Here is a 25,457-nt window from a genome sequence, read left to right as displayed (position 1 = left end):
TAAGCTCCCGCCAACTGGCGGGTGTTTTACGGGAAAACTGAGCTAACTGGCTAATATCTAGGGTGAGACTGAATTTAGCCCCACAACCTCACACAATTAACGTAAGCTAAAGCAGCCTAGACTTGGAGTATCATCGTGGAAAAACAAACCCTATGTAAATGGCATTGCTTTGAAGTCGTTCGTCAACTGCAGCAACTACCAGATCAACGACAAGTGCCAATCACCACTTTACAACACCCAGGAGCGGTGGTGATCTTAGCCGTGGATCAGCAAGGCAATATCATTATGGAACGCCAATACCGCAGTGCCATAAAAGATTGGTTATTCGAGTTACCTGCGGGCACCATTGAAGCCCATGAGCAATCTGAACAAGGCATACTGGCTTGCGCAAAGCGTGAATTGCAAGAAGAAGTCAACATGGCAGCAGCCGAATGGCACCACTTAGGTAAGCTCTACCCCGCCCCAGGCTTTTGTGATGAAATTCAATACTTATTTGTGGCCAAACAGCTTACAGCTCAAGCAGGCCAATGTGACGAAGATGAGTTTATCGAAGTATTGACAATGAACAGCACAGAGTTTGAAGAAGGCATCGTTAACGGAACCATTAACGATGCCAAAACTATTGCTTGTTATAGCCGCGCCAAACTAAGCGGATTATTGAGTTGAGCAAGATACCACTTTTTGGTTCAGCTTGCTGTCGCCAACAATAGGGAATAGCTTGTCATAAGCCAAGTTGTACAGATAGGCGAAAAACAGATAGTACACGATCATAGCGGCGTCCATAATCAGCGCACTAAGCAAACTAACGTCCAGCCACCATGCCATTAGTGGAATCGTAGTCACTAACAAACCCAATTCAAAGCCTAATGCATGGGCAATACGTTGACGCTGAGTTTTATTACCGTGGCCCTGCCGCTTTTGTAAATAACGGTCAAACCACACGTTATAGAAATAATTCCAGCCAGTCGCAATCAAGGAGAAAAACAACCCCATCGTGCCCGAATGCATTGGATCGACACCAAATAGTACACTCAGCAATGGCATTGCGCCTAACAAGCCAATTAGCTCGAAGCCGATGGCATGGCGAACTCTATCAGCGGTTTGTCTCATAAGTCTCTCCAACAATCATCAATAAGGCTATTGTATTAACAAATCATTCCCTATACTGGAACGAAACAAGCTTAGAAATCCTAATTTGAGGAAATCATAGTGGAAGATAATTCTCAGAACATCTCTACTGGCACCTTTGAATTTAAAGGTATAAACGAACGTGAATTTCGGAGTATGCAAATAGAGCGTATTGATAGTTTGTTAGCCTATTGCTCGTTAAATAGAAATCAGCTGGCTAAACTGAGTGGTATTTCTAAAACCGCCTTGTATAACAAACTTGATCGAGATGGTAGCGCTAGCTTCAGCAGCCTAGACCTATTTAAAATCGCCAACGCCCTCGACTTAAGCATTGTCTATCTATTACCGTTAAGTCAAATGGAGCGAGACATGGTAAAAGCCCCTCCGGTACCAGCCAGTAGTATCGCCTTTGTCGATGACATGTTGGGCGCTCGTCCCGATGACATCGAGTTTTTACATGGTGTGCATAAGTTGTTTAAACAATATCTACAGCAGCGTAAAAACTAGCCTGAAGTGCTGTACACAGGGTTAAGTAGGTGTTAGCAATAGAACGGGTAAGAGCGCTTTCTATATATCTTGGTTCAAGCTCCGCAAACGCGACTAGGCAGAATCGTAATAGGTTCAATACCATCTTGCTCGATAAACAACCAAGCCCTCATTCTCAGCTCATTGTTACTGCTATTTCGCAAAAGTATGGCTACACTGAATTAGAGTAGTTGCTCTGAACATTCAAGTGTTTTCAATCTAATCAATTTAGGCTGTGCGAAAACAAATAAACATTATTTGGCACGGTCAAATCGCGAGCGCCATACAACCGTCACAGCGAGCATTGTTAGAGATATATAAAGATGAACAATAGCAATTTATCATCCCAACAATATTTCAGAATCTTGGACTCTCTTCCTGAACATGTTTTTATCTTTTCAGAGCAAGGGGAATATTTGAGTGTGTTTGGCGGCCAAGAGAACAAGGTCGGTTCAGATTGTAAAGAGTACATTGGGCGCACTCTGTTTGATGTCATGCCAGCCGATATGGCAAGTCAATTTCACCAATTCATCACTAAAACTCTCGATAGCAATCAAAGCCAAACAGTTAAATACCACTTCAACAGCCAACACTTACAGGATTTACCCTTCGGCTCTGAGCAACATCAAGATTTATGGATTGAAGGCATAATCAAACCTTTCGTGATGGATGACGGAAAAAGAGTTGTCATCTGGACAGCAAGAAATGTAACTGATAAGCACTACATGGAAATAAAATTAAAAGAGCTATCAGAAACTGACGCGTTAACGGGGGATCTTAAATCGTCGTGCTTTTATGGCGCAACTGTCCTTATCGCTTAAGTCTTATCAACGATACAGAACCGATACCGCTTTTTTGATGTTAGATATCGACCATTTCAAAGCCGTTAATGACAAACTCGGCCATCAAGATGGCGATATTGTCATTCAGCACGTCACCAAGTTATGTCATTTAGAGCTTAGAGAAGTCGATATTTTTGGCCGAATAGGCGGTGAAGAGTTTGGTATAATTCTCAACAATACTGATATCCATAGAGCGCAGGATGTTGCCAATAGATTAAGGCTAAGTATTGATAATACTCCTTGTGAAGTAGATGACCACGTCATTAATGCAACGATCAGCATTGGCGTATCGCAACTCGAAATCAGCGATGAACAGTGCAAATATGTGCTTATTCGCTCAGACAAAGCGATGTACCAAGCTAAAAGGAGGGGAAGAAATAGAGTTGTGGTTTATAATGAATAATTGAATTACCAGTAGGCGGCATTAAATCAGCGTTATTCGTGATTTAATGCGCCAATATACAAGCAAAACAGGGCGCGGCCTTAGGGTGAAAACTGCACAATAAGGGCTGGGGTAACACTCACTAAACGTATTACCACCAACTAGAGTCATAGGGGCGTCTCAATGGATAGTTCATCGCTAATGATTTGGGGTGTGCTGTTTGGCGGTATAGGTATTGGCTATTTTACCTATGGCAGGAAACAAAAAGCCATCGTTCCACTGGGTATAGGTTTAGCACTTTTGGCATTCCCGTACTTTATGCCAAACTTAACTATGTTATTGATTACTGGTATTGTTTTAGTTGCAGCACCCTATTTTATTAAAATTTAAGATACAGATTACATATTAGCTACGGGCACATGGCGACTAATCAAGCCAAACTGTAATAATGTTGCCCGTTCTGCCACCACCACATTTGGCTAAGATCATTTAGCCCACAACTATATAGGAATGACTTTGTAATGCAGGATAAAATCACCATCATCCGCGATTACCTTAACCAAATTAAGACTCGCTGCACCTATAATGCAGCCGCCAAAGCACTGGGTCTTAAGCCAACTGAGTTTAAAAAATTGCTCGGTGACCGTACCCCTGAAAACTCTTGGTTCGTAAACACTGGCGCTGGTGAACCAGTAGGTTACGCAGACGATGAAAAACATCCACAGCTATACCGCACAAAACGTATTATCACTTCGGCAGAAGTATTAACCAGAAACCTTGGTCTGTAGAAACTAACAACGGGTCTACACTGGCCAAAATACCGCTTATCGCCAAAGTGCTTCCTGACTGCTCCAGATTTAAGTTAGCAACAGACCAATTACCTCTGGTAATTGGGCTAGCTAATTTATGTCAACAACTTCGCCCCTTACCTTACTTATTCGGTGTAATCATTACGCCCTTCAAGCTGCTTTACCATACGGTCGTATTGTCGACCTTGAACCAACCATATAACTCCCCAAGCAAATAAGAACCAAAGATTAGCGGCTCTAGAATCGAGTAAAAACCATTCGCATAAAAGCGCGATCCCTCCTCCAATGACTGCAGCCATTAGAATCGTTAGGTCCAATCGAACCCCCTTGTCTCTTGCTAGTTTCAAATCCCCATCAAACCGCACTATTGCAAGCATCGCTATATAGCATGGGAGCGCGAGTTCAACGTTGCCGGAGAAAACCAAACAGGGAGGCAAAATTGCCATAAGCGGGAAAAGCATCGCATTGATTCTTTTTTTACTCATCGTAAAAATTGTCTTAAGTTGTCATAAATTGGCCCCGAATCCTTATGTTTCATTACTCCACTCCATTTGCCAAACGCTCCACCAGACCTGAGCGACGCTGGGTTTTATTACGACAAGCGGCGCTAATGCTATCGGGGTCAGCATATAAACTAAAGGTACTTTTTGCGCGGGTAATCGCGGTGTATAACAGCTCGCGATTCACCAAGGCTTGCTTAGCTGGCGGCAGTAACATAGCCACTTGGTGAAACTCACTGCCTTGGCTTTTGTGTACCGTCATTGCATAAACGCTTTGATGGGCAGGTAAGCGGCTGGGTAATAGCCAACGCAAACCATTCGCCGATTCAAAAGCCACCATCAACTGACCAGTATCATCAGCAGCACAAATACCTATATCACCGTTATATAACTGCTGCTCGTGATCATTTTGCTCAATCATCACCGGACGACCGATATACCAAACACTGTCGGTACTGGCGGGTAGTGCAATTAATCCCTGCTTTTGTAGTAATTTTTCTAGCCGCTGATTAAGCCCTGTCACCCCTAATTCACCATTACGTAATGCTACCAATAGCTGAAATCGATGAAACTTTGCAAATACCTGCTCCATCGCCTCGCCCTGTTGCAGCGCAACTAAATAAGGCTGATAGCCCTGCATCACCCGCGTCAGTAAATCTTGGTAAGCGCCTTGATTAAGTGCCTGATACGGCAAATCGGCGCGCTGTGACTGTAAAAGCTCTAGCGCTTGTTCTGCACGGCCTTGGTTAACTGCCTTGGCTAATAAACCAATGCCCGAGCGAGCATCAAAACGATAGCTTTTGCGTAACAAACATAACTTATCGGCAATCGCTAATGGTGAGGATGCTTGTTGCGGAGCTAAGTTGAAGCCGCTACAAGCCTGCAAAAATGCCACTAAGTTCGCGCTATACCCGTGACTGATAAAGGCACATAAATCTCCTAATACCGCGCCAGCTTCTACCGAAGCTAACTGATCTTTATCACCCAATAAAATGATTCTCGCCTGCTTAGGCATGGCTGCTAATAATTTGACCATTAGCGGCATATCAATCATCGAAGCTTCATCTACCACTAACATATCTAAGGCCAAAGGATTATCTGCGTGATGACGAAACTCTGCTCTACCAGGAATCACACCCAATAAACGGTGAATAGTTGATGCTTGCTCAGGGATCGTAGCAATGGTCTGTTCGCTGGCATTAAGTTGATGCTTAGCGCCAATGATTGACTCACTTAAGCGCGCCGCTGCTTTACCCGTTGGCGCTACCAGTTGAATACTCAAGGGGGCCTTACCCGCGCTCAACTGCAGATCTTGCAGCAATGCCAACAAGCGCGTCACTGTCGTAGTTTTTCCAGTACCCGGCCCGCCACTGATCACTAACCGTGGTTGATAACAAGCCTGTAGTGCCGCCAACTGCTGCCAATTAATTCTGCTACTGGCGGCAATGCCATGCACAAACTCGGTGAGGCTTGGTTGATCGCTAATGTGCGTAAGCTGATTTAGCCAAGCACTATTGCTGAGTAAAGCGGGGTCATAGACATCTAAGAATTGCTCAGCGTACACCGCCATTTGCTCTCTGGAATAACGCGATTTAGCCTTTAATAACATCGCCCAATCACGGCTAAATAGACGCTGCATTCGAGGGGTAATATCTGCCGGCGAAAAGCGGCAAACTGACTCAGAGTGAGCAAAGTATTGGGCTATTTGTTGTTCGTAATGCCAATAGCGATGCAAATACAAACGTTGATACTGCAATACCAAAGGTTTGGCCTGCGCTGCATTAGCTTGAAGATCACTGTCTACTTGTTGTATCGATGTTGACTGGCTCAGCAGTGTTAACCAAAACTGGCTATCTTGGTACTGCTCAATAGGACAAGCACCCAGTAACTGACAACGCCTTACCAAGGTTGTCATGTCTACACAAATGTGCCCCGCGTTTAGCTCGTTACTAACTATCGCTGCGGCAACCATTAGGGCCTCGCTTTGCTCACTACTAGCAAAAGATTTGGCAAAATGAAAATCTAGGGCGCTAATGGCACCAGCTTGCTTCAATTGCTGTAACCACGCCGTCACTGACAATGACGGTGTGGCGGTTAAATTATTCATCCGCTGCGGCCTCATTATTATCAATGGCAGGTAACTCGGTAGGCAAAGCCTGTCCCGCAAAAAGTTGATCGAGATAATGAATAAAGCTGACGCTCGGTCGACTAAAATAAACGCCGTTGCGGCTAATTGCCGGTTCAGCCAGTTGCTCACCACTCATACCGCGTAAAAACAAATAATACACCCCACCAAAATGTTGCTGATAATCGTAATCAGGCAAACGCTGCCCCAGCCAACGATGTAAAGCCAAGCTATAGAGCTGATACTGAAAGTCATAACGATGCTCTACCATCGCTTCAACCATAGCTTGCTGCTGATAGTCAGCCACCTTGTCCCCTAAATAGTTAGACTTATAATCCAATACGTAATAGCGGCCATTGTGCTGATACACTAAATCAATAAAGCCTTTCAACATGCCTTGTACGTTCGAAAAATCCAGCGCGCTAGCCCTGCGGCTCAATGGGTCAAAATGGCGGATTAAACGATTCACTTGGTTAGCCTGCAAATCGGCAATCGGCAGGAAGAACTCCATTTCTACCAAACGCTGCTCGGCTCCAAGTAAGCTCAAGCTATAGGCGGCGGTATTCCCCCCATCATCAAGAGGCGTGGCACACACTTGCTGAAACATTTGCGCTAAGGGTTCTAGCCAAATAAGTTCACCTTGCAGGTTTACGTCGTTATAACTCGATGTGTGTAATAGTGTGGGTAATGCTTGGCGGATTTCCTCGATATCAGCTTGAAAATCAATCTCTTCAAACAATAAATGTAAGAAAGTACCCGCTTCGGCCCCGCGCGGAAAATCAAAAATAGTCAGCGCCTGCTCACTTTGTGGTTCAAGCTCTTCGCTAGCTAAACCTTCAGCCACATCCAACCAAGCCATGTCACTACTGGCATCAAAACCGGCCTGATGGCCTTGATGACGGCTTAAAGCAGAATAACTGGTTAGCCACCAATTTCGATTAATTTGACTGGTAAACTGCCGAGCCGCGTAACTCGCTTGCTCATCACCAATAGGCTGATAAGGTGCTAATACCTGCTCACTGATTGCTTGCCAGCTTATATCTGGGTGCTGTGATAAGTTATCTAGAATAGCGACTAACGCTCCCGCAGGCTGTGGCAGATTTTTTTGCAATAAATAGCCAAGGGCACTTTGATGAACATCGGTATCGCCTTTTTTGGCATTGCCTTTTTTAAGATCGGCCACACCTAAATAACAGCAATATACCGCGCGAGTTACCGCCACATACAGTAGGCGAAGATCTTCGGCTAAACGCTCTTGGCAAGCGGCTTCCATAGCCTGTTCGCCGCCATCCAAGTCGTAGATAAAACGCTCATCCTGATGATACAAAGCCTCACTCGCTTCGCGAAAACCAAGGATAAAGGGCAACATCACAATCGGATATTCCAAGCCCTTGCTCTTATGAATAGTCACAATTTGTACCAAATTGGCATCACTCTCTAAGCGCAGTTGTTGGTCGTCTGCATTACCATCAGGCTCTAGCAACTGCTCGGCAAACCAACGCATCAATGCAGCATCGCCGTCTAGCTCAGCACTTTTATTCTGTAACAGTTCGGCTAAATGCATTAAGTTAGTCAGTAAGCGCTCACCGTAGTTATCACTTTGGCTTATCCAGCGTTCACTGATAGCACGTTGGCTCATCCAGCGGTAAAACATCGCCAATACACCACGCTGCTGCCACAACTGTTGGTAATCAAAAAATTCTTGAGAATAACGCTGCCAACAGCGCTCGTCGGTATTTAAATCATCCAACTCTTGTAAACTTAAACCAAGCATTTTACAGGCTAAGGCAGCCCGCAATTTACGGTCGTTATGTGGTTCTTGGCAGGCCAATAACTGCAAGTAAAACTGATAGGCTTCTGGGCTTTCAAACACGCTATCGCGATTAGATAAACTAACACTAGCGATGTTTTGTTTGGCGAGTGCCGACGCTACTTTTTCGCCTTCGCGGCGAGTTCTTACTAATACCGCAATATCACCCGCTTGTACGGTTTTACCTTGATTGCCTAATGTGGCGGTGCCGTTTTGCCCCGCTTCGAGCAATTGCTGGATCTGCTGAGCGCATTCTAGCGCTTGGCCATTAATATAATCTTCACCACGCACAAAATCAGGGTTTTGTTGATACAAGAACTGCATAGCCGCTTGGCGTTCGCCGTTGATTTGCAAACCACTAAGCTGCTTTTTGGCAGCATCAACGGCAATAAATTGAATCGCGTCATCATAGATAAAAGGCCGCTGATGCCATTCAAACAACTGATTGCAGGCATTAACCATGGCGCCCGTCGAGCGCCAATTGGTCGGCAAATTGTAACGTGCTGTGACATTGTTGCGCGCTTGCATATAGGTAAAAATATCGGCGCCACGAAAACCATAGATAGCTTGCTTAGGGTCACCAATTAGCATCAAGGCGCTGTCGGGCCGGCCCATGTAGAGTTGCGAAAAAATCTGATATTGCTGCGGATCGGTATCTTGAAACTCGTCAATCATGGCTACTGGATACAGCTCAGCAATGCTCTTCGCTAGCACGCCACCTTGCGGCGTACTCAGCGCCTTAGCTAAGCCCGCCAGTAAATCATCAAAACTGAGCAGTTGTTGTTGCTGTTTCAGCTCGCTAAAACGTTGACGAATTTGCGGGAGCAACTGAGCCAGCAGCAGATTTTTGATGCTCTGTTCTTCATCAAATAAGCGCTCAATAGCCACAAAGGCTGGATGCTCTGGCGGCTGCCCTTTAGCTTTAACCCCGTTAGCTAGATTGTCTGGAGTGAATTTTTGCAAAGCCTCACGTAAGGGCTTGCCGAGAAAATCACTGTCGGTCGGCGCATCAACAAATTGATTAATCAAGGCCAACCATTTTTCTACCGAGGCTTTGCGAAACTTATTACCGTTAAGTGGCGCTGTCGCAATCAACTCGGCAATATCGATTGCAGCCGGTTTCCACAGTTGTTTAAAAGTATCTATGCGAGCAATTTGCTGGGCAAAAAAGGCTTCTAGATTTTGTTCATCGGGCACACCTTGCAACTCAAAATGGCTTTGATTAAGCAAGCTGCCAATTTCTTGATGCAACTGCTTTGGGCTGGCCCAACATTGCACAATTCGACTGATGAGAGGCACTGGCAGGGGGTAAAAACGCTGTCGCCAGCAGTCTTGTACCGCCTGCAAACGTAAATGAATTTCGTTAGTGAGAAACTCCATCTCAAAGGGCAAACCGCTTTCAAAAGCATGTTGCTTTAGCATTCGCTGACAAAAGCCATGAATGGTAAATACTGCCGCCTGATCCATGTTTTGTTCAGCCAATAGTAGGCGCTGCGCGGCAAGTGGGTGATCACTGACTTCATTTAACAGTTTACTGATAAAAAAATCGCTGCTTTCACCGCGTAAAAAAGCAATACGGGCTTCATGTATTTTTTCTCGAATGCGACCACGCAACTCTTGAGTGGCCGCTTCGGTAAAAGTCACCACTAAAATTTGCTCTATGCTCAGTGGCGTAAGTTGGCCTTGCAAGGTAAAACCTTGCCCCGTTTCACGTTCGTGCCCCAACAATAGCCGTAATACAAAAGCGCCAATGGTATAGGTTTTGCCGGTGCCAGCACTGGCCTCAATCAACCGTGCGCCACTCAGTGGAAAGCTAAAGGCATCTAAATTGGTGCTTGTTAAAGGTGACATTGTTTGAGCTTGCACGTTGACATCAGACATGAGCAAACTCCTCTAAATGTGACAGTAGCGGTTCGAGTAAACGCTGAGTATTGGCTTCGAACTCCGGCCATATTGCTTCTAAATCGGCTAACTGGGCTTGAATATAAGGGTCATCACCTTCGGCTTGCGCAAACGGCCCCCCCACAAACTGGGTGCGAGCAGCGCGGCGCGCCTTGTCGATATTGGCTTCGCTAAATGCTATCGCACCGGTCTTTTTATCTTTGCATTGGCTAATCCATTGCCAGGCGCTTTCAATCGGCAATAGCAGTGGCTGTTGTAAACCCGCATGCAAACAAGTCAACCACTCGCCTAGGCATTGCAAGGCCTGCTCAGCCGCTACTGGCGTAAATTGCCAAGCGTGTTTGCGGCCAATAATATAGCTGCTGCTAGCTTGACTAGGTTGAGCGGCATGAAAGACCAAGTGCCATAACCACGCAGCGACTAAATCCTTACCTCGAATACTACCAGGGCGATAACTCACTAACCCTTGAGCGTAGCGCTGCTTTAACCAAGCCGATAAGCGGCTTGATAGCTCGCTATCTTCAGCGTTGTAATTAACATCAACAACGAGCTGTTGATGTTCTAATACGCCGCCAGCCAGTAAGGGGAATAAGGTATCTGCCAAAGGTTGCATCTCTTGCCATTGTTGCTCAAAAGAGACCTCTGCAAAACCACCATGAGGTAAGGCTCCCGCTGCGTGTAAATAAGCAAACTGCTGTTGCTTATCAGCATTATTTAATTGCTGCTCTAATAGATGCAACTTCATGCTATAGCCAGACAAGCCGTCTACGACAAAGGGTTCGGTTTCTTCTAACTGCTCGGTTAAACGAGGAAAGCTCACCTTTAAGCGACGCTGATAAAAATAGGCAATCGGCGAGCGACTAAAAGCCAGCAGTTCATCCATTGTTAGATCAGTCAAGCCTCCCTCATTGATCAGTTGCGATAATTCAGGGACCGAAGGTTTAACTTGCTGCTGCGCTGTTACCGCGGGCAACCAACGCTGCGCATAACTAAAAATCTTAAGCGGCTCCCCAGTCAACGAACCGCTGGCTGATGCGCTTTGGTAATATTCGGGCGAAAATGGTTGCAAGGGATGCTTGCATGTCACCTGTGCTAACAGCTTAACGCCAGATTGATCCACATTCAGCTTTTCATCTCCCACTAAGGCACAGCTTTGACCAATATAGTCACACAGCTCAGCCACCAGTACCGAAGGGGTTTGTTCGCTATTGTCTTTAGCACTATGCGCAATATAGGAAATATATAAACGTTGCTGTGCCGCTAACAGCGCTTCTAAGAATAAATAGCGGTCGTCGTCTCGGCGGCTACGGTCACCGCGCTTTGGCGGGTTATCCGCCATTAAATCAAAACCTAAGCTGGGCACACTACGCGGATACTCGCTGTCATTCATGCCCAGTAAACACACGACTTTAAAAGGAATCGCACGCATTGGCAGCAGGGTACAAAAGTTAATTTGGCCGGCTAGAAAACGTTGACTTCCGCGCTGTGCGTTAAGTTGATTACGGCAATAATCGAGAATTAATTCTGGGCCAATATCGTCTTTATAATCACTTGCCGCACATTGCTCCGCTAGTGTTTCAAACAGCTTCAATAAACGTAGATATTCAGCTTCATCGTCAGCATCAAAACGATAAATATGCTGAACTAAGTCCTGTAAGCGCAATTGCCATTGTTCAGCAGGAACCGCGATTAATAAGTCCTGCTCAAGTTGGATTAACAGATCGATAAAATCTGCCAATTTACCCACGGCTAAAGCGCGCTTGCCTTGCACCTCATCGTAAGCCAACACACCTTGATACAAACCCGCTTCACTGGGCATAGCGTAACCTAACAACATCCGCTTTAGGCCAAATAACCAAGAGTGGGTCTCATCTTCGGGAGCTTGCCAGCGGCTGCGATCACTACCATCTAAGCCCCAACGCACCCCCGCTTCTTTTACCCATTGGCGCAAGGGTTTTAACTCATCATCACTCAGTTCAAAACGACGCATAATCGCTGGCACTTCTAATAGGGCCAGCAATTCGGCTGCAGACTTACGCTTTTGCGGTAAGGCGAGCAATTCCAAAAAGCTTAATAGCACGGGATTTTCTTGGGTGGCACTCCTATCTGAAATCGCAAACGGCAAACGGGTTTCTGCGCTAGCACTGCCAAACACCGCTTGAATCATTGGCCCATAACGGTTGACATCCGGCACCATCACAATAATGTCACGCGGGCTTAATTCTGGGTCTTGCTCAAACATCGCCAGTAACTGGTCATGCAATACTTCAAGCTCTCGGCGTGGGCTGTGACAAAGGTGCAGCTGTATGCTGTTATCACTGGGCTGAATAAGCCGTTTATGTTCACTACTGTCAAACTGTTGATAATCAATGGGATCTTGCAGTTTCAAAATATCGTCTTGAATGAGCGCCAATAGAGCAGGCGCGACAGGCGGCTCATCGTGTTGAGGCTTGACGTAATTATCAAAAAAGAGGTCAGTTTCTTGCTTATTTAGAGGGTGCAGCATTTCGATATAATCACGCCCCAGCTTACCCATTGAAGCCAGTAAGGGGTTACCTACTCGTTCAATCTCAGACTGTTGCTTTAGCACTGTAGTCACATCGCGTACATCGCCCCAGTATTGTTCAGAGGGATTAGTTAAAAATAGATGGATGTTAGTATGCAAAGCTAAGGCGTCTAAAGCCTCAACATAGGCAGGCGGCAGCGCCGAAATACCAAAGATAAACACCTGTTCCGGTAGCCCTTCTGGAGCAGTTTTGCTTAAACGCAACTGCTCAACAAAATCGATATACATATTGCCGCGGTGGTAGGGTGAGTCCATAGCCCCCACAGTGTCATCGACCAAATCGCGCCATAATATCGGCTGCCATGGCTGGCTCCCACTCACCTCGATTAAATCATCGCCACCTTCCCAAGCGCTGGTCCACTCACTGCGATACACCAAATATTGGTCGTAAATATCCGCTACCTTTTGGGCAAGTTGCCATAGCTTGCGGCCTTCAAATGATGCCGTGTCGTCGTCACCGAGCAAATAATGGCGAAGTGGCGAAAACTCAACCTCGCTAAGGCGTTGCGGTAGCAAACGCATTAAGCGCCAGCTCATCGCTTCTTTGTTAAACGGGCTTTGCTCGGGTACGTCTTGCAATACCAAATGAAACATTTGCCAAATAAAGCTGGCGGGTAGCGGAAAAGCCACATTAGCCACAATACCTTGTTGCTCTGCGAGCTGCAGTTTTAACCACTGCGCCATGCCGGGGCTTTGCACCAAGATTTGTTGCTGAGTAAATGGGTTAGCAGGTGCCTGTAAGGCCATCACTTTGCTTAACAATAATTGCAGAGTGTCTAAGTGGTTGCTTTGATATAGATATAACAAGAAGGCTGTTCCCTTGAGCTAGGCAGCCTTTATTGTGCCAGAAAAAACCTCTTAAAAAAGTGTTGCTTGAGTAATTTTAATTACCCTAAAGAGGTTCTTTCTTGGCGGAGTAAGCGATTATTTGGTGAAGATGATTCGACGTAGCGCCGAGTAATCAAAACTGGTGTAACCGCCGTAACCATTTTCAGCGACAAACATACCCGCGCCTTCTTCTCGGCTAGGCAGTTTAAACTTGGCACCACTATGAGTTACCGCAACATATTGGTTAGACACATAGTAGTATTTATTGTCAGCTTGAATAAATGCTAACTCACTTAAAGGCATAAACAAGGGTTTACCCTTACTATCTAAAGCAACAATGCGCTGTTTAAGGCTGCCATCTGAATTTTGGATTTGTAGATTGTTTAACTGCATCCATTGCGAATCACTGCCAGACTGTAACCATATTCTTACTTCTTGAGCATTTACGTTTGTAACACCGAACAATAGAGAAATGCCTATCAACATCCATTTCATCATCGTATTTCCTTCCTTATATTTTTTAGCGCGATAACCTCTATTGTCTTCGGGTTATTCACCTTTGCACTTTAAGTAACAGCCTCAGCATTGTAAACGCTTGTTTAACATTTGTTAGCTTGAAGTCATGTTACTGACCATACTTCTTTTCTATTTATTATTTTGTTGTCGTTGTCCTATATGGACCTGCTGCGCTTATCGCTAACATCAGTAAATCTTTATTTTGTGTTGTCACTTGTATAATACTGGTAAAACAGCGACTTATAAAAACACAATCTGAGCTTTATTGTATGTAAGTGTCAATAAATTGAACACCAATAGCTATACAATTATTGAGCCAATTAATTGTAAGCGATTCTTTACACTGTGATCAGGGACCAATATCGCAAAGTTGATGAAGATTAGAGGTAATCGTTATTAACTCAAGAATAAATCATTGACTGATTAGTTTGATAAACGATGCAGTAAGCGGTCCATGGCGCGGTAACTTAAGGCTTCAACAATATCACTGCGTTGAATCGTTGTTTGTTGTTTAAGGTCGGCAATGGTTCTTGCTAAGCGCCATACTCGATGAAAAGCCCGGGCCGACAAACCCAATTGGGTAATGCTCGATTCCAAAAAGGCGCTATCCCCTTGGCTAAGGGCGGCATGCAGCTGTAACTCTTTACCCGACAATTGGCTATTTAGCTTTGCCGCACGGCTTAACTGGATCTGCCGCGCAATCATCACCCGCTGCTTAATCTGTTGACTAGACTCTCCAGTGGTATGCTGACTTAGTGCCCCTTTGGGTAAACCACTTACTTCCACACTCAAGTCAAAACGGTCTAAAAATGGACCCGATAATTTGCCTAAATATTTAAGAATTTGGTCGGGATTACTGCGTAATTGTTGGCCTTGGTAATAGCCACAAGGAGAGGGGTTCATTGCTGCAATCAATTGAAACTGAGCAGGAAAACGCACTTGCAGTGCGGCACGTGAAATATGCACCTCACCCGACTCTAAAGGCTGGCGCAGTGCATCAAGGGTAGCACGAGAAAACTCTGGCAGCTCGTCCAAAAATAATACCCCATGATGCGCTAAAGTGATTTCACCTGGGCGAGGGTTAGAGCCACCGCCCACTAAGGCCACCATAGAAGCGCTATGATGGGGGCTTCTAAATGGCGGAACATACCAGTGCGGTAAATCTCGCTGCTGAGTGCTGACCGAAGCGATCGCCGCCACTTCGATCGCTTGCTGCTCACTCAGAGGCGGCAAAATCCCAGGCAAACGGCTAGCCAACATGGTTTTTCCGGTACCTGGAGGCCCCAGCATGAGTAGATTATGCGAACCTGCCGCGGCTAATTCTAGGGCCCGTTTGGCTAAATGCTGGCCATGCACATCTCCCATATCTAACCAGCTTTGTTCTAGATTGTCTTCAACCGAGCTAGCGGCTAATAGATTAAAGGCCATTTGCCCATTTAAACCAGCACTAAGCTGCTGCAAACTTGGGCTGGCATGCACCTTTGCATCAGGAACTCGCACCGCAGCAAGACCATCTTGCTCAGCTGTCACTAAGGTTAATTGCTGTCGACTTACCGACAACGCAGTGGCGATCGCTCCGTTCACCGGTCGAATTGCCCCCGATAAGGCTAACTCGCCACAAAAAGCGAGGTCATCTAAACATGCTAAGGGAATATCACCAGCCGCCGCCAAAATGCCAATGGCAATGGGTAAATCGAAACGACCGCCACTTTTGGGTACATCTGCCGGGGCAAGGTTTACCGTGATACGTTTTGCAGGAAAGGAAAAACCACTGTTGAGAATGGCGCTACGCACTCTATCTTTAGCTTCTTTCACCGAGGTTTCAGGTAAGCCTACAATGTTAAATGCTGGCAAACCATTGGCTAAATGCACCTCCACCGTTACGTTTAAGGCTTCCATGCCCAATAAAGTACACGTTCTAACTATCGCTAAACCCATAAAGCCCCCAACATTAATAACAATTTACATATTAGTAGGCTTTTAGTGAAATTGTTATTAAGTGTCTGAGCGTAAGGCGATTATTTGGCGTTAAAACACTGCTGTTGCTGCTGATGAAGCGCAGCCAGTACCGATTTACGTTCAATTAAACCAAGCAGTTTACCGTTCTCTACCACCGGGTAACTTTTGGGTTTATTGTCGGTCATGCTTTTCGCTAAATCGAGCACGTTATCATCGGGGCCAACACTTAATACGTCTTTACGCATGATGTCTGCCACCAAGGGGCTTTGGTCACAATAATAACCAGACTGCAGCATTTGGGTCACACAATCGAGTTCAGACAACCAGCCAATCAACTTGCCTTTACTATCCACCACTGGGGCACCCAGTTGGTGGGATTGAGTTAACGCTTCGCTGGCCTCGTTAATACTTTGTTTTTCAGTAAAGCTAAGAAACTGAGCACGCATATAGTGTCTTACATTAAGCTGTTGCATAAGACCTCCTTACGGGTCCTTTAAGGTACCCTTTCAGACTACTCTCTTGCTGCACTAAGTAAAACGGCTTATATCTATTGGATTGATAGGCAATACTTTGCAGCACTAAATGCGATTAAAGCAGCCTAATCAATGCAAGATGAAGGCTTGTTAGGCGAGCCTTCATCTTCCGGCACATCTCGAATATATTTTGCCGGTACACCTGCCACTACGGTATTGGCAGCCACATCTTTATTGACCAAAGCACCCGCTGCAATAACCGCATTATCACCAATGGTAACACCGGGCAGTATATTCGCTCCCATGCCTACCCATACACGACTGCCAATGGTGACTGGCAACGCTTGCTCCAAACCTTCAGTGCGCTGTTTAGCATTAAGTGGGTGGGTGGCGGTTGATATATTGACCGCTGGTGCGAACATCACGTCATCGCCAATGGTGACTGGCGCGCCATCAAGAATCACACAACCATGATTAGCATAGAAATTTTTGCCGGTAGTAATGTTGTAGCCGTAATCACAAAAGAAGCTTGGTTCGATCCATGGGTCTAAACTGTTTGGCAATAGTTCAGCGAGCACTTCTGCGCGCAAGTCTTCTTCTGGGTGTAATAGATTAAGCTCATAACATAAAGATTTAGCTTGATGGCGATCTTCCACCAGCTCACCATCAAAGGCCAAGTACAGCTTGCCGGCTAACATTTTTTCTTTTTCAGTCATGCCTACCTCTTTCAGTTAAGGTTTGCTGCTGCATCTAAAGACCCAGCTGAACCTATTTATAATCAATAAGTTATTCTAATAGCTTTATATTTACGATGTCTCCGACCTTGATAGCATTTTTATCAAACCAAGTTTGCTGCATCTCCCAAGCATAAAGAATATTTTGCGAAGCTTGGGTCAATCTTGTGTCATGAGGCTGCATAGCCCGGATCTCCATGATGGTTCCGTCTTTGCGAATAAAAGCCACATCCAAGGGGATAAAGGTGTCTTTCATCCATAACTTGGCCTTCTTTGACTGTTGAAAATTAAACAACATACCGCAGTTTTCACACAAGCTTCGACGGTGCATTAAACCTTTAGCTCGCTGCTGCTGATCGAGCGCATACTCCAACTGGTAAGTGCGTTGATGCACACTCACCTCAACATGGGCAAACGGTTGGGTTGCACAAGCACTATTAATTAGCAGCAATACCAAAATAAACATGCCTTGTACTCGTTTGCATTTCACCGCTTACACTCCTTTTTAAACAGCCACAGTTAAAGATTATAGAAAAGCCCTACTCAGGGAAAGCCATTAAGCCACGCCAAGGCCTATCAAACAAAACAAAAAATGACGAAAAATAACATCAATTTCACGCTGAGAATTATGCTGCAAATCCAACATATATAACCACAACAAAACACTTAGACGGAAGATAAAACCAAATAATTAATTATCACCAACCACTTAACCTGCAAATCGTTCATTTAGCCATCAACCAGCAGAGCTTTACACAAGCAAAGCCGACTTGAATCACATTTTGTACTGTGGTACTTGTTACTCATTGTCCTAGGAAAGTAGAAAATATGTCTTTTTCAGTTGCCCTAATTATTAGCGTCGTCCTTGTGGTGATTATCCTATCACCTCGCGGGGAAGCGCTGTTGTAACTGAAACGAGCACACAACACCAAACCCCCGCGCTGAAAGGCTCGGGGGTTTTTTGTTAACGGTGGAAAGGAAGTAGTAATGAATGGTGCACAACAAATTGTAGCAAGCCTGAAACAACAGGGCGTTGATCAGGTATTTGGTTATCCGGGCGGGGCAATTATGCCGCTCTACGACGCGCTTTATGATGGTGGAGTCAAGCACATGCTCACGCGTCACGAGCAAGGCGCAGCAATGGCCGCTGTAGGCTATGCGCGCGCGGGTGCCAACCGAGGAATAAAAGTAGGTGTATGTATCGCTACCTCGGGCCCAGGCGCTACCAATTTGGTCACCGGGTTAGCCGAAGCACAACTCGACTCTATTCCGCTAGTGGCGATCACGGGCCAAGTGGCGCAAGCGGTGATTGGTACCGATGCTTTCCAAGAGGTTGATGTATTAGGTATGTCTTTATCGGTAACCAAGCACAGCTTTATGGTGACTGATGTTAAAGAACTAAAACGTACTATTGAGCAAGCCTTTGAAATTGCCACCAGTGGTCGTCCCGGCCCAGTGTTGATTGATGTACCTAAAGACATTCAGTTGGCTGAGGTTGAAGAAAGCTTGGCTTATATCGCAAGCCACCCGCCTGCGGGTGATCCAGAACCTAGCCTGCTAGCTAAGGCCAAACGTCTACTCGCTGATGCTAAACAACCCATTGCCTACATAGGCGGTGGAGTCGGCATGGCCAATGCGGTAACTGAGTTACGCGAATTTCTAGATTACAGCCGAATCCCTAGTGTATGCACTCTCAAAGGCATTGGCTCAGTCACAGAACAGCAACCCCATTACTTGGGTATGTTAGGTATGCATGGTACTAAAGCGGCTAATATCAGCGTTCAAGAGACAGATTTACTGTTGGTTATCGGTGCGCGCTTTGACGACCGCGTAACCGGGAAATTAGACGAATTTGCCCCCAATGCCAAAGTGATTCACCTAGATGCGGATGCCAGTGAATTTGGTAAACGTCGCGACCCCGACGTTGCACTAGACAGCGACTTAAAACTGACACTGCCAGCCCTACACTGCTTATGCGACATTAAGCCTTGGCAACAGATTGTCGATCAGCGTAAACACGACTTTGTTTGGCGCTACGACCACCCAGGCTCGCATATTTTTGCCCCCAGTATGCTTAATGACTTAAGTAAAATGATCGACAACAATACCGTGGTTGCCTGTGATGTTGGCCAACACCAAATGTGGGTGGCTCAGCACATGCAATTTGATGGGCCTGAAAACCACCTGTCTAGCGCAGGCTTAGGTACGATGGGTTTTGGCTTGCCCGCAGCCATTGGTGCTCAGTTTGCTCGCCCTAACGATACGGTCATCAATGTATCGGGTGATGGTTCATTCATGATGAACGTACAAGAGCTCACTACGATTAAGCGCGCCAAGCTTCCGGTAAAAATGTTGCTAATCGACAATAATCGTTTGGGCATGGTTCGCCAATGGCAAAACTTATTCTTTAATGGTCGCTTTAGCGAAACCATTCTTGATGACAATCCCGATTTTGTGAAAATGGCCTCAGCTTTCGATATTCCTGGTGAAACCATTAGTAACAAAATTGACGTACACGCAGCCTTGCAACGGATGCTCGACAGCGAAGGTCCCTACTTACTACATGTACTGATTGATGCAGAAGAAAACGTATGGCCATTGGTGCCACCGGGTGTGGCCAACGACAAAATGATGGAGGACTGCTAATGCAACATTCACTAACCATTACAACCCAAAGCCAAGCCGATGTACTAGAACGTGTATTACGGGTGACACGTCACCGTGGTTTTTTAGTACAATCGATGCACATTGAGCATATCAACACTCAACAGCCTGCATCTTATGCGATTGAATTGAGGGTTAGCAGTGAGCGGCCCATCGCTCAACTCGCCAATCAACTGGTTAAGTTGTTCGATGTTGAACAAGTGCAATTAAAACAATTACAAGCTGTAGCTAGCCCAACAGTGGCTATAGCTTAAACAATTAGCAAACACAGATTAACGGAGTAAACCGCAATGCCTAAACTGCGAAGTGCCACCACCACCGAAGGCCGTAACATGGCCGGAGCGCGCGCCCTTTGGCGGGCAACAGGAACCAAAGAAGAAGATTTTGGTAAGCCGATTATCGCGGTAGTGAACTCATTCACTCAGTTTGTACCAGGTCACGTTCACCTTAAAGATTTAGGTCAATTAGTGGCTAGGTCTATTGAAGACGCAGGCGGTGTAGCCAAAGAATTCAACACGATTGCTGTCGACGACGGTATTGCCATGGGCCACGGCGGCATGTTGTACAGCTTGCCGTCACGCGACCTTATTGCCGACTCAGTAGAATACATGGTGAACGCACACTGCGCCGATGCCATGGTATGTATTTCTAACTGTGACAAGATTACTCCGGGAATGTTAATGGCCGCGATGCGGATCAATATTCCGGTTATCTTTGTTTCTGGCGGCCCAATGGAAGCCGGTAAAACCAAACTAAGCGATCAAATCATTAAACTTGATTTGGTAGACGCAATGGTAATGGGTGCCGATCAAAATGTATCAGACGAAGACAGTGAAAAAGTAGAACGCAGCGCTTGCCCAACTTGCGGCTCTTGTTCTGGCATGTTCACCGCTAACTCGATGAACTGTTTAACCGAAGCGCTAGGTTTAGCTCAACCAGGTAATGGTTCAATGCTAGCCACTCACGCCGACCGCGAAAAATTGTTTGTAAACGCGGGGAAACGTATCGTTGATTTATGTACTCGCTACTACCAACAAGATGACGAAAGTGCTTTGCCACGCTCAATCGCTACCTTTAAGTCCTTTGAAAACGCTATGACCCTTGATGTCGCGATGGGTGGCTCAACCAACACCGTATTACACCTATTAGCAGCCGCCCAAGAAGCAGGCGTAGATTACAACATGGACCATATGGACCAGTTATCTCGCAAGGTGCCTCAGTTATGTAAAGTGGCCCCGTCCACCAACAAATACCATATGGAAGACGTGCACCGCGCTGGCGGGATTATGGGTATTTTAGGTGAGCTAGACCGCGCCGGATTAATTAACCGTGATGAGCCAAACGTAATGGGCGAAACCATGGCCGATACCTTGGCTAAATGGGACGTGATGCAAACCCAAGATGAAGCGGTATTAGACTTTTACCGAGCCGGGCCAGCGGGTATTCGCACCACTAAAGCCTTTAGCCAAGATTGTCGTTGGGACACCTTAGACCAAGACCGCGCAGAGGGGTGTATTCGCAGCCTAGAGAATGCCTTTAGCTTAGAAGGTGGCTTGGCCGTATTGAAAGGTAACATCGCCCTAGATGGGTGTATTGTTAAAACCGCTGGTGTCGATGACGACAATCTTGTGTTCCGCGGTCCGGCTTGTATCTTTGAAAGCCAAGATGACGCGGTGGCTGGTATTTTAGATGGCACAGTAAAAGCCGGTGACGTGGTGCTAATTCGCTACGAAGGCCCTAAAGGTGGCCCTGGTATGCAAGAAATGCTCTACCCAACCTCTTACCTTAAGTCGATGGGACTGGGTAAGAAGTGTGCCTTATTGACTGACGGACGCTTCTCTGGCGGTACTTCTGGCTTATCTATTGGCCATGTCTCACCAGAGGCCGCCAGCGGTGGTATCGTCGCTTTAGTTGAGCCAGGCGATATTATCGACATCAATATTCCTGAGCGTAGCATTAGCCTCGAGGTCAGCGATGTTGAACTGTCTGAGCGACGTGCAGCGATGGAAGCAAAAGGCAGCGATGCATGGCGACCTGTTGGCCGTATTCGTGAAGTTAGCACCTCACTTAAAATGTACGCTCACTTCGCCACCAGCGCCGACAAAGGCGCGATACGCGATCAAAGCAAACTAGACTAAACAAACATTAACTTGTTTAATTAAATAGCCCGGTTCACCGGGCTTATTTTTTAGTTGCTCAGACTGGATGATTTACCTTATTCTCTGCCTCAGGTTACTCGGTAGTAGCCGATAATTATCTTTTGCTTTAGAAAAATCAGTATTACAGACTTTGTTACCCCCGAGTTGAGATTCAATTATGACGCAACACTTACCCAGTGCTAACGAATACCTTCGTCGCATATTACTCTCGCCAGTATATGAAATAGCCCAAGTCACCCCGCTACAAGATATGACTAAATTATCTAAGCGGATGGCTAATCATATTTTGCTGAAGCGTGAAGATCGCCAATCGGTGCATTCGTTTAAACTACGTGGTGCCTACAACAAAATCGCTCAACTCAGCGAACAACAACGCCAACGCGGAGTGATTGCTGCATCGGCAGGTAACCACGCCCAAGGCGTGGCCATGTCGGCGCAACGTCTCAATATTTCCGCCATCATCGTAATGCCTACCACCACTCCCGACATTAAAGTTGATTCAGTGCGAGCTATGGGCGCTGACGTGCGCTTAGTCGGTGACAATTTCGATGAGGCTAGCCACTACTGCAAACAACTAGCAGCAGAACACGCTTATACCTTGATCCCTCCCTTTGATGACGTAGACGTGATCGCAGGCCAAGGCACTATAGGCAAAGAGTTGCTTGAACAAGACATGCATCTAAATGCGGTATTTGTACCGGTGGGCGGCGGCGGCATAGCTGCAGGTGTGTCGGTTTACATTAAGCAACTGATGCCACAGGTTAAAATCATTGGTGTAGAAGCCGAAGACTCCGCTTGTTTAACCGCTGCGCTAGCTGCTGGTAAGCCCACCCCGCTTGAACGAGTGGGTCTATTCGCCGACGGCGTAGCTGTGAAGTTAGTGGGCAGCGAAACCTTTCGCCTTTGTCAACAATATCTCGATGAAGTGATTACCGTTAACTCTGACGAAATTTGTGCCGCGGTTAAAGATATTTTTGAAGATACCCGCGCCATATCAGAGCCCTCTGGGGCCCTAGCACTGGCAGGTTTAAAAGCCTATGCCCAGCGGCATAAACTAACAGACCAACGCTTAGCAGCTGTATTATCTGGTGCTAACGTAAACTTTCATAATCTACGTTACGTATCAGAGCGCACCGAATTAGGAGAGAAAAAAGAGGCAGTATTAGCGGTTAATATCCCAGAGCGCCAAGGCGCTTATTTAGAGTTTGTCGAACACTTAGGTGGGCGCGCCATCACCGAGTTCAACTACCGTTACGCAAACGACCAACAAGCAAGTATCTTTGTCGGTATTCGAGTCAGTAATAGCGATAAAGAGTTGCCACTATTATTAGAGAGGCTAGACAGTAGCGGCTATCACGTTGCCAACCTCAGTGATGACGAGCTAGCCAAGCAACATGTGCGCTACATGGTGGGCGGACGCCCCGGTAAAAGGCTAAACGAACGCCTCTATAGCTTTGAGTTTCCTGAACAACCGGGCGCCTTGCTTAAGTTTTTACGTACCTTAGGTTCACACTGGAACATCACCCTATTTCATTACCGTAACCATGGCTCGGCTTATGGTCGCGTCTTAGCAGGCTTTGAATTTCAAGACAGTGACAAACAAGCCTTCACTGAGCATTTAGCGCAACTAGGCTTTGATTACCGCGACGAAAGTGACAATACCGCCTATCAGTTTTTTCTTGCCCATCAAGATTAAAGACTTAGCCCAATAGCGCAACGCTGATCTTATTAACCCGATTATCGCGAATAATCGGGTTATTCGGTTTATGCGCGTGACCCAAAGTAAACAAAGCCCTATATAGAAGCTTGGTTTTTGGCTTTTCTATATTGGATACCTTACTTATGTTGAAATCGACTCATGTTATTTCAGTGCTGCTTGCTGCGGTTAGTTTCAGCCTCAGCGCCGATACTCTCACCCTAAAAAATGGCAGCGTATTACAAGGCACTTTACTGAGCCGAAGCAGTGATAACATCCAGTTTGAAGTTGCCGGTAATAGCATGACCTTTAATACCGCCGACGTACAAGGATTAGAGCTAGACTTAGCGGCCCCGACCAAGGCAGAGCCAACAATTAGCCAGCCAAGCAGTAAGCAGCCAGTAGCAACACAAAGTACCATTCCGGCTGGTACGCCATTAATGATTAGCCTTAACTCGCCACTGAGTAGCCGCGAACACCCATCAGGGCATCGCTTTAGCGCAACACTTGAAGGTGACCTTTTGGTAAGCGGACAGCTTATCGCTAGCAACGGTAGCACGGTATACGGCAGAGTATTAGAAAGCCAACAAGCTGGCCGCTTAGCCGGAAAATCTAGCATAAGCATCGCACTCACCGACATCACTATCAATGGTCAACGGGTTGCCATTCAAACCAATAGTTTTAGTGGCTTAGGTGATGCTCAGGCTAAAAACACCGTTAAGAAAACGGCCGGAGGGGCAGCCATTGGAGGCCTAATCAATGGTAGTGATGGGGCTAAAGATGGCGCCAAGGTAGGCGCGGGTTTATCCTTACTAACCCGCGGTGGCGCGGTACAAATCCCGGCTAACACCTTGTTAGAGTTTCATACCAGTGCTCAAGTTAATATTTAGTCATTAGCTCAAGGTAAAGGATACCGAGTTACTGCTCGGTATCTGCCCAGTTAAACTTGCTTTCGTCTACGCCATGCTTGGCTTCGTTAATTCGCTCACGACGTAATAACTCTTCTTCTCGAGCCGAATCAATTTCATGCATAATCGCCGCAATATCGGCCACCGTATCGCTTTGTTTAAACTCACCGGTCAGCTCGGTACCAGCAGTTAGTTCGCCTTTTTCATACAAAGCCCAAATTTCTTTGGCGTATTCGGTCGTCAACAATTCGGGGGCGTATTGGCCGTAGTAGTCGCGCATATTGTTCACATCACGCGCTAACATCCACTCTGCATTATTATTAGCTGCAGCGTCGACTGCTTGCGGTAGGTCAATGATCACTGGACCGTATTCATCCACTAGCACATTAAATTCAGACAAATCGCCATGGATCAACCCTACGCAGAGCATACGCACCACATAACGCATCATCATTTCATGGTCTTCTAGCGCTTGCTCGGCGGTCATCAATACGTCATTGAGTCGTGGCGCTACGAAGCCTTCATCGTCGGTGACTAACTCCATCAGTAAAACACCATCAAAACAGCCGTAAGGCTCAGGCACTCTCACACCAGCCGCCGCTAGCTTATATAAAGCATCAACTTCGGCACTCTGCCAAACTTTCTCTTGCTGCTCACGACCAAACCCGGAACCTTTTTCCATCGCCCGGGCACGGCGACTGTTGCGTACTTTACGCCCTTCTCGATAGGCGACGGCTTGTTTAAAGCTTCGCTGAGTGGCGTCTTTATACACCTTGGCACAGCGGATTTCGTTACCACAGCGTACGATATACACTGAAGCTTCTTTACCGCTCATCAATTGGCTTTTAACCTCGTCAACTAAACCATCGTCAACTAAGGGCTGTATTCTCTTAGGTATTTTCATATCGCTCTTATACCTTAGTTAGCTAGC

Annotated in this window: 22 protein-coding genes; 11 read left to right on the top strand and 11 right to left on the bottom strand. The window is 46.2% G+C overall.

The features are described from left to right. Positions 1 to 135 precede the first annotated feature (135 nt). Positions 136 to 666 carry an NUDIX hydrolase gene (locus M0C34_RS01860; RefSeq protein WP_248713974.1) on the top strand — a complete coding sequence of 177 codons (531 nt, stop codon included), beginning with the start codon at positions 136 to 138 and terminating at the stop codon, positions 664 to 666. On the opposite strand, the gene M0C34_RS01855 is transcribed toward M0C34_RS01860, so the two are convergent. Continuing rightward, entirely contained in the window at positions 655 to 1,110 is a 456-nt protein-coding gene (locus tag M0C34_RS01855) for a PACE efflux transporter (RefSeq protein ID WP_248713973.1), read from the bottom strand. The two genes, M0C34_RS01860 and M0C34_RS01855, sit on opposite strands and share 12 nt — an antisense overlap. A gap of 99 nt (positions 1,111 to 1,209) precedes the next feature. Here M0C34_RS01855 and M0C34_RS01850 point away from each other — a divergent pair, with 99 nt between their 5' ends. From M0C34_RS01850 to M0C34_RS01830, 5 genes are all read left to right on the top strand, one after another. Then, on the top strand, positions 1,210 to 1,635 hold the full coding sequence (locus tag M0C34_RS01850) for a helix-turn-helix domain-containing protein (RefSeq protein ID WP_248713972.1): 426 nt from the start codon (positions 1,210 to 1,212) through the stop codon (positions 1,633 to 1,635). A 341-nt stretch (positions 1,636 to 1,976) separates the two neighbouring features. Then, on the top strand, positions 1,977 to 2,474 hold the full coding sequence (locus tag M0C34_RS01845; protein WP_248713971.1) for a PAS domain S-box protein: 498 nt from the start codon (positions 1,977 to 1,979) through the stop codon (positions 2,472 to 2,474). Next, positions 2,449 to 2,898, top strand: coding sequence for a GGDEF domain-containing protein (locus M0C34_RS01840; protein ID WP_248713970.1), 450 nt, complete (start codon positions 2,449 to 2,451; stop codon positions 2,896 to 2,898). Before M0C34_RS01845 ends, M0C34_RS01840 begins: the two co-directional genes overlap by 26 nt. A gap of 162 nt (positions 2,899 to 3,060) precedes the next feature. Further along, the gene (locus tag M0C34_RS01835) at positions 3,061 to 3,267 is read left to right on the top strand and encodes a hypothetical protein (RefSeq protein WP_248713969.1); all 207 of its coding nucleotides are present in this window, start codon (positions 3,061 to 3,063) and stop codon (positions 3,265 to 3,267) included. A gap of 131 nt (positions 3,268 to 3,398) precedes the next feature. Beyond that, positions 3,399 to 3,665, top strand: a complete 267-nt coding sequence (locus M0C34_RS01830; RefSeq protein ID WP_248713968.1) for a hypothetical protein — start codon at positions 3,399 to 3,401, stop codon at positions 3,663 to 3,665. A 146-nt stretch (positions 3,666 to 3,811) separates the two neighbouring features. Here M0C34_RS01830 and M0C34_RS01825 read toward each other — a convergent pair whose 3' ends face one another. From M0C34_RS01825 to M0C34_RS01785, 9 genes are all read right to left on the bottom strand, one after another. Beyond that, positions 3,812 to 4,003, bottom strand: coding sequence for a hypothetical protein (locus M0C34_RS01825; protein ID WP_248713967.1), 192 nt, complete (start codon positions 4,001 to 4,003; stop codon positions 3,812 to 3,814). Between the two features lie 220 nt (positions 4,004 to 4,223). After that, entirely contained in the window at positions 4,224 to 6,293 is a 2,070-nt protein-coding gene (gene recD / locus M0C34_RS01820; protein ID WP_248713966.1) for an exodeoxyribonuclease V subunit alpha, read from the bottom strand. Next, the gene (gene recB / locus M0C34_RS01815; protein WP_248713965.1) at positions 6,286 to 10,002 is read right to left on the bottom strand and encodes an exodeoxyribonuclease V subunit beta; all 3,717 of its coding nucleotides are present in this window, start codon (positions 10,000 to 10,002) and stop codon (positions 6,286 to 6,288) included. The genes recD and recB overlap by 8 nt, the downstream gene beginning before the upstream one ends. Then, positions 9,995 to 13,396 (bottom strand): exodeoxyribonuclease V subunit gamma, encoded by a 3,402-nt coding sequence (recC, locus tag M0C34_RS01810; protein WP_248713964.1) that lies wholly within the window; start codon positions 13,394 to 13,396, stop codon positions 9,995 to 9,997. The genes recB and recC overlap by 8 nt, the downstream gene beginning before the upstream one ends. A gap of 117 nt (positions 13,397 to 13,513) precedes the next feature. Next, positions 13,514 to 13,915, bottom strand: a complete 402-nt coding sequence (locus tag M0C34_RS01805; protein ID WP_248713963.1) for a hypothetical protein — start codon at positions 13,913 to 13,915, stop codon at positions 13,514 to 13,516. A 441-nt stretch (positions 13,916 to 14,356) separates the two neighbouring features. Then, positions 14,357 to 15,871: a YifB family Mg chelatase-like AAA ATPase gene (locus M0C34_RS01800; RefSeq protein WP_248713962.1), complete on the bottom strand. Its 1,515-nt coding sequence runs from the start codon at positions 15,869 to 15,871 to the stop codon at positions 14,357 to 14,359. 80 nt (positions 15,872 to 15,951) lie between these two features. Next, positions 15,952 to 16,365: a CBS domain-containing protein gene (locus tag M0C34_RS01795; protein ID WP_248713961.1), complete on the bottom strand. Its 414-nt coding sequence runs from the start codon at positions 16,363 to 16,365 to the stop codon at positions 15,952 to 15,954. Positions 16,366 to 16,490: 125 nt separating this feature from the next. Then, positions 16,491 to 17,081 (bottom strand): sugar O-acetyltransferase, encoded by a 591-nt coding sequence (locus tag M0C34_RS01790; protein WP_248713960.1) that lies wholly within the window; start codon positions 17,079 to 17,081, stop codon positions 16,491 to 16,493. Positions 17,082 to 17,151: 70 nt separating this feature from the next. Beyond that, positions 17,152 to 17,589 (bottom strand): DUF192 domain-containing protein, encoded by a 438-nt coding sequence (locus M0C34_RS01785; protein WP_248713959.1) that lies wholly within the window; start codon positions 17,587 to 17,589, stop codon positions 17,152 to 17,154. A 497-nt stretch (positions 17,590 to 18,086) separates the two neighbouring features. Here M0C34_RS01785 and ilvG point away from each other — a divergent pair, with 497 nt between their 5' ends. The 5 genes from ilvG (at position 18,087) to M0C34_RS01760 (ending at position 24,508) form a co-directional block, all read left to right on the top strand. Next, positions 18,087 to 19,745 (top strand): acetolactate synthase 2 catalytic subunit, encoded by a 1,659-nt coding sequence (gene ilvG, locus M0C34_RS01780; protein ID WP_248713958.1) that lies wholly within the window; start codon positions 18,087 to 18,089, stop codon positions 19,743 to 19,745. Then, positions 19,745 to 20,017, top strand: coding sequence for an acetolactate synthase 2 small subunit (gene ilvM / locus M0C34_RS01775; protein WP_248713957.1), 273 nt, complete (start codon positions 19,745 to 19,747; stop codon positions 20,015 to 20,017). The genes ilvG and ilvM overlap by 1 nt, the downstream gene beginning before the upstream one ends. Positions 20,018 to 20,053: 36 nt before the next feature. Continuing rightward, positions 20,054 to 21,901, top strand: a complete 1,848-nt coding sequence (gene ilvD, locus M0C34_RS01770) for a dihydroxy-acid dehydratase (protein WP_248713956.1) — start codon at positions 20,054 to 20,056, stop codon at positions 21,899 to 21,901. A gap of 178 nt (positions 21,902 to 22,079) precedes the next feature. After that, on the top strand, positions 22,080 to 23,618 hold the full coding sequence (gene ilvA, locus M0C34_RS01765; protein ID WP_248713955.1) for a threonine ammonia-lyase, biosynthetic: 1,539 nt from the start codon (positions 22,080 to 22,082) through the stop codon (positions 23,616 to 23,618). 146 nt (positions 23,619 to 23,764) lie between these two features. Further along, positions 23,765 to 24,508, top strand: coding sequence for a hypothetical protein (locus tag M0C34_RS01760; protein WP_248713954.1), 744 nt, complete (start codon positions 23,765 to 23,767; stop codon positions 24,506 to 24,508). 28 nt (positions 24,509 to 24,536) lie between these two features. On the opposite strand, the gene M0C34_RS01755 is transcribed toward M0C34_RS01760, so the two are convergent. Then, entirely contained in the window at positions 24,537 to 25,430 is an 894-nt protein-coding gene (locus M0C34_RS01755; protein WP_248713953.1) for a PA4780 family RIO1-like protein kinase, read from the bottom strand. Positions 25,431 to 25,457: the final 27 nt, after the last annotated feature.

The sequence above is a fragment of the Agarivorans sp. TSD2052 genome, from assembly GCF_023238625.1.
Taxonomy (GTDB): Bacteria; Pseudomonadota; Gammaproteobacteria; order Enterobacterales; family Celerinatantimonadaceae; genus Agarivorans.
The sequence above is the reverse complement of the archived record's forward strand: the minus strand, read 5'-3'. Positions and strand labels throughout refer to the sequence as shown.